General features: G+C 51.5%; 4 protein-coding genes. All 4 read right to left on the bottom strand.

The window, feature by feature from the left end:
• Positions 1-35: 35 nt before the first annotated feature.
• Positions 36-1,541, bottom strand: coding sequence for a site-specific DNA-methyltransferase (locus JUK32_RS21450; RefSeq protein ID WP_204140913.1), 1,506 nt, complete (start codon positions 1,539-1,541; stop codon positions 36-38).
• Positions 1,541-2,461 carry a hypothetical protein gene (locus JUK32_RS21445; RefSeq protein WP_204140912.1) on the bottom strand — a complete coding sequence of 307 codons (921 nt, stop codon included), beginning with the start codon at positions 2,459-2,461 and terminating at the stop codon, positions 1,541-1,543. Before JUK32_RS21445 ends, JUK32_RS21450 begins: the two co-directional genes overlap by 1 nt.
• A gap of 10 nt (positions 2,462-2,471) precedes the next feature.
• Positions 2,472-3,134, bottom strand: coding sequence for a PD-(D/E)XK nuclease family protein (locus JUK32_RS21440; protein WP_204140911.1), 663 nt, complete (start codon positions 3,132-3,134; stop codon positions 2,472-2,474).
• A 494-nt stretch (positions 3,135-3,628) separates the two neighbouring features.
• Positions 3,629-5,110, bottom strand: coding sequence for a site-specific integrase (locus tag JUK32_RS21435; RefSeq protein WP_204140910.1), 1,482 nt, complete (start codon positions 5,108-5,110; stop codon positions 3,629-3,631).
• Positions 5,111-5,205: the final 95 nt, after the last annotated feature.

Raw genomic sequence — 5,205 nt, 5'->3', positions numbered from 1 at the left:
GGCGGGACCAGGCATTCGACGTCAGCCTCTAAAACTCACTCCTTAAGGGTATATGCATTTCCGCTATGCGGTACTAGGACAAGGTCGCCTGGATCAGTGGTCATCAGAATGCAGCGTTGAATTACTTTTTCCGAAGTTTGGACAACGTAAAGTCGTTCTGTTGTTTTACCAGAAGTGTCAGTCCAAACATTAGTAAGGCGTTTAACTGGAAAATCTTGATGATATCTTTTGAACCAAGGTTTTCCTCCTCTTACCTCTATCCGCTCCTCTTGTGCAAGCTTCTCTAAACCTTCGGGTTTGGTTTTCCAATGTTTACCCGCTCCTGCATAGTAGGTTTTGTCTCCAAAAGTGAAAGGTTTCTTTTCAGCACTGGCTCCGGCAGCGGATAGATCCTTAAGCTCATAAACTCTTGCTCCAGAAGGCAAAAGCTTTGTATTAAATCTTTCCTCAGATGTTAGAGGTCGATCCACTCCATCAACAGTGACTCCCCATGACCCACCAGTTGCATCGGAGAGATACTCATCAAGTGGCTTATCAATAAATAGCTGTCTATATTTAATTTTCTCCTTATCCTTTGAATACCAAAGTACGTAGTACAAGTTGTTATCTATCAACTTTCTTGGTGTTGTTGTCTTAAAGACCGATAGCTGAGATATGTAGTTCTCCTCACCAAGTACTTCATCCATTAATTTGCGAGCATGATGGACATTCTCCTCCCCGATCTGAACAAAAATGCTGCCACTGTCTGTCAACAACTCCCTCGCCAACAGCAAGCGATCCCTGAGATACGTCAAATAACTGTGTAGCCCCAGCTCCCACGTATCCCGATATGCCTGCACCATCTCTGGCTCACGGGTCATATCATCATCATCGTTGTGCTTCACATCTCGCTTTCGCACAAACGGCTGAAAATTGCTGCCAAACTTCACCCCATAGGGCGGGTCCATGTAAATCATCTGCACCTGACCGCCCAACCCCTCATACTCCAGCAGGGAGTTCATCACCTGTAGCGAATCACCCAGGATCATGCGGTTCACCCACTGATCCCGATGCTCATAGGCTTTCAGCGCCTGATCCACAATCGAGTTCTGCGGGTCAGCAAAGAGGTCAAACAAATTGAGCTGATCGCCCCCCTTCTTATGCCCCTTCAGCGTTTCAATAATCGCCTTCGTCGATAACCGCTCATGCACAAACAGCGGCAGCGTCGGCACTTCAAACGACAACCGCTCCGCCTTGCCCGCCCAATTCAAAAACGGCTGGCTCATCGCCTTCAGCTTCGCCGCTGCCGCCTTCGCATTCTCCAGCGACTCCGCCGCCATAATCTCCGCAATCAACGCCTCCGCCTGCTCACGGGTGGGGTTCTCGTCCCACTCCAGCGCGGGGGACAGCGATGAGTCATAGCGATAAGTCTGTGGCTGCTTCCGCTTCTTCTTAGGAAAATTGGGCTGAGTCCCCACATCCGGGCGTAAGGGGCTGTCGGCCTCTGGATAGCTGTAGTTCTGCGCTTCTTTAGGGGCTTTGGGTTTGCGCGATCGGGGCATTAGCTCTCTTCTCCAAAAATGTCTTGCAGGGTCTCTTCGTAGGTGTCGGCAGTGGTGTGGAGCCAATCCGTCAGTCGCGCCCACTGGCTTTTGTCAGGGGTCTTGGCCTTATAAGCACTGACGAAATAATGGCCTCTGTCCGGTGGGCCGGCCTCGGCTCCGGTGATAGCCTGCAAGCGGTCAAGGTGGGGAGCCAGTTGCTCATAGACCTCCACACTGGGAACGCCTCGTAGCCCTCGGATAAAGACTCCGACTTCGCGCTGAGCCAGGTAGACCGTCACCACCAACCCGATGTCATTGAGCACCCGCCAACGGGAGCTGGCTGCATCGGCCTGTCCCCTCGCCTGCTCATCGGGGAAACGGTTGACGTAATCCGTCCAAAACTCCTTGCGGAACTGTCCCAGGTTCGACATCTGGCGAGTCTCTTGGGCGATCGCCTGGAGCTGGCGTTCCCAATGATTCGGGCGCACCATCACCTCAAACACAGGCGCGATGGGCGAATCGCCAATCCTCACCGCCTTGACCTTGACCGCAAAAAAAGCAAACGGCTCGACCGTGTGGTCATTCAGCCACTTGAGGGCAGACAGATGCGGTTCCCGAAAGTCCTTGGCGACCCACACCACGGTATGGGCATCCAGCCCCGCCAGGTAGGTCATGATCTGGCCTAAGTGGGTGTGGTCAGTGCCCTCTAGCTGATTCTCAATCAGCACCAGACTGTCATCCAGCGGATTCCGCGCCAGAATGTCCGCCGCAAAGGTTTCGACGGGCACTTCTTGCCCCTCTAGCTCCAGAGGAATGCCGATTTTGGCCGTCAGGGCATCGAGATTGGCCGCAAGCCAGGGCGTAAAGCTGTGGGCTTCATGGTTCCACGCTTCTCGCAAATCCACTTCGGTCAAAGCGCCCAGGGTAGGAATGGTCATCTTTGTTCGCCTAAAACAAATCGTGTTCTGTAGCCGCAACCGCCAAGGGTTCCTCATCTACCCGCTCGGCACAATAGTCTGTGCCGATATCGCAGAATTGGCATTCCCGATAACTAGGCACTTTGCGGCATGGGTCCCCTCCTTTGACGGCCTCCATCACCTCCTGAAAGACACCAATGAAGTCACTGTTGACGGCATCTGGCTCAATCTCAATCTGGGGATAGTCTTTGTAGAACAAGCTGCCGTGAATGGTCTTGCCCGCTAGTTCCGGCTTCACCAGCGTGAGCACCAACATATAAATCAAAACCTGCATTTGGTCGGAGTTGCGAGGCTTTCCAGTTTTGCAGTCTTCAACTAAAACATAATCGCCCCGCACAGCGACAATATCGGGCTTGCCACTTAGGGTGGTGATGCCGTCTCGCCCCGTGAGATAGAACTGATTTTCATCCTCGATACGGACGCCACAGCCTTCGGACTCCAGTTCATTGGCCCGGCGGTGAACCAACTGGCTATGCTCTGCTGTCCATTGGGTCAGGTCAAAGTCACTGGGCAGCTTGTCATATTTGTGATGAGCCTTGAACCAGGAAGACCAACGGCAGTTGTCTTCGCCGGACATCAGCTTAGTTAGCCAAGTTACCCATACAAAGGGGGTATCTCTTTCTATAGCAGTCATACGAATTGCCTGGAAAATCGTGGTTCTTGGTGCGATCAGTCAGGGAACCACACAAGCCTTCGGAATCAGGTTGCTCTATTCACGGGATAAATGAGCAGCACTGGGTAAAAGATTCTCTATCTGTTTGGTAGAAGCTCTTGCCACTGTTTCCCTCAGAACGGTAGCGCAGTCTCCCGATATTGAGGTGCGATCGTTCAAAAGAAGTGTCCGTATACCCGAGGTTGCTTTTCCTCAGATTCCAGCGATCAAAGAAGGTTTTACTAATCAGGGGTTTAGAGAAAAATAAACTTATCAAAGACCGTTTATGGAATATGGAGGCTTGTATCTATGAACTAGAGATTCGGCAGCACGCTTCAAATCTCTAGTTATCAACATGCCCGGTTCCGGCTGGTTAATAACTCCTGGTCAGGGATAAACACTTTGGATAGGGAACGACTACCTGACCTATAAGGTTGGAACGCTCTAAGAAACGCTGCCTGAACACTTCGCAACCGTTAAACAGAGCCTTGGGATAGTAGCAGCTCCCTTATTTGTCGTTGCTCTTCAGGGCTCAGTTGCTTGAAATCCTCCCATAGTGCCTCGACCGTCACAGGTCGTCCAGTTGCCGATCGCGACAGCGGTTTACCCTGAGCTAAATCGAGCACCACTTTCTGAGCTAATTGTGTTCGCTGTTGTGGACAGCGCCGGTCATAGACCCGACGCTGCATTTCTTCAGAATGATGCATCGCCTCAGCCAAACTACCCATGACGGCATCTGAAGCTCCATTGAGCTTGAGATGGGTAATCAACATATGCCGGAGCATGTGCGGGGTTACAGCCTTCCCAGTCAACCGTCTTGCCGCCTGCTGCAAAACACTGCCAAAGCTGCCGGAATTGGGATAAGGCTTCCCATTCTTTTGCGTGAAGACAAGTTTGTGCTGCGGTTTGAATACGTCTCGCCAACGATTCAACCAGTCCTCTAAGTGTGGCACTAGTTCCGCCGGTACCTCTTGCCATTGAGTTCCATAGGTCTCTCCGGTTTTATAATCATCTGGCTCCAAATGAAGCCACCAAGTTCCCTGTTCATCAGGAGTGAACTGTCCCTGTTTGAGGTGCCCCTTACATAAGGTTCTTCCCACTTCCAGCTCTCGATAGGTACGTTGCCGATCAGGAGCGAGATAGGCAAAAAACGCGGCGATTAAATACCGCTGCACACTGGCCGCGATCGAACTATCACTACGTCGCGACCCATGCCGATAGTGAGTTTGGCACTCTTGCTTAAGCTGTTGTACTAACTGCAAAAACTCCGGCCACTCTAACCACTTCTTCGATTCATCAATGCTGCCAGCCGTTTTAACCACTGAACGTGTCCCCTTTTTGCAGGCTGCTCTCAGGGCCTGAATGACGGGAATATCTTGATAATCACGGGCTTTCAGAGAATCAGTTTCGCCGTGGTGTAGGAACTTGGCGACAGCAATCAACACACAATAAACATTGGCCTCTACTGTTCTAGAGACTTGTCGCTCTTGCCTCAGCCAGCCAATATAACGATAGACCCACTCCATCGTTTCATCAGCGGCCTCTCTAGCATCTACCTCAACCAGTTTTAGTTCTGCATAGGTCTTAGCCTGTCGGTATTTAGTCTTAACCGGAAAAACGGTAAGCAATTCTGGACAAGCCTCATTTTGCGGTGGTACTGGGTCATGCTTAAGGCGATACCCCCACATTCGGAGCAGTGCTTGCCTCCATAGATTGGCAGTGCTTGGGCGAATCGCCTTGAGCTGCTGCCCAGCCCATTTGCCCTCCGCCCGATGAAATGCCAAGAATTCATCGATGAAGGTCTGCATTTCCGGTGTTACTTGCCCAGGCATCACGCCATAGTTGGGCTGCCGTCGCCTTTGGGTAACCCGCTTTGCTTGGTGGAAGTCAAGCTCGTGCCGCAATTCCATCAGCTTTTGAATCAACGGTACATGTTGAAGAGCCTGGATTGACTGCATGGGTTGGGAAGACTTGGTTGAGTATTAAATGTCAAGTACATAGGCGTGTCGCGACAACTACATAGGCGGATGAGTCGTCGGCAAAGCGCGATCGG

Origin of the sequence: Halomicronema sp. CCY15110, from assembly GCF_016888165.1 — a bacterium.
Classification (GTDB): domain Bacteria; phylum Cyanobacteriota; class Cyanobacteriia; order Phormidesmidales; family Phormidesmidaceae; genus Halomicronema.
Note: the sequence above shows the minus strand (reverse complement) of the source record. Positions and strands in the feature narration are given on the sequence as shown.

What these genes read in the sequence shown, in the direction of transcription:
- JUK32_RS21450 (WP_204140913.1), bottom strand. Translation starts at nt 1,541, where the DNA reads ATGCCCCGATCGCGCAAACCCAAAGCCCCTAAAGAAGCGCAGAACTAC.
- JUK32_RS21445 (WP_204140912.1), bottom strand. Translation starts at nt 2,461, where the DNA reads ATGACCATTCCTACCCTGGGCGCTTTGACCGAAGTGGATTTGCGAGAA.
- JUK32_RS21440 (WP_204140911.1), bottom strand. Translation starts at nt 3,134, where the DNA reads ATGACTGCTATAGAAAGAGATACCCCCTTTGTATGGGTAACTTGGCTA.
- JUK32_RS21435 (WP_204140910.1), bottom strand. Translation starts at nt 5,110, where the DNA reads ATGCAGTCAATCCAGGCTCTTCAACATGTACCGTTGATTCAAAAGCTG.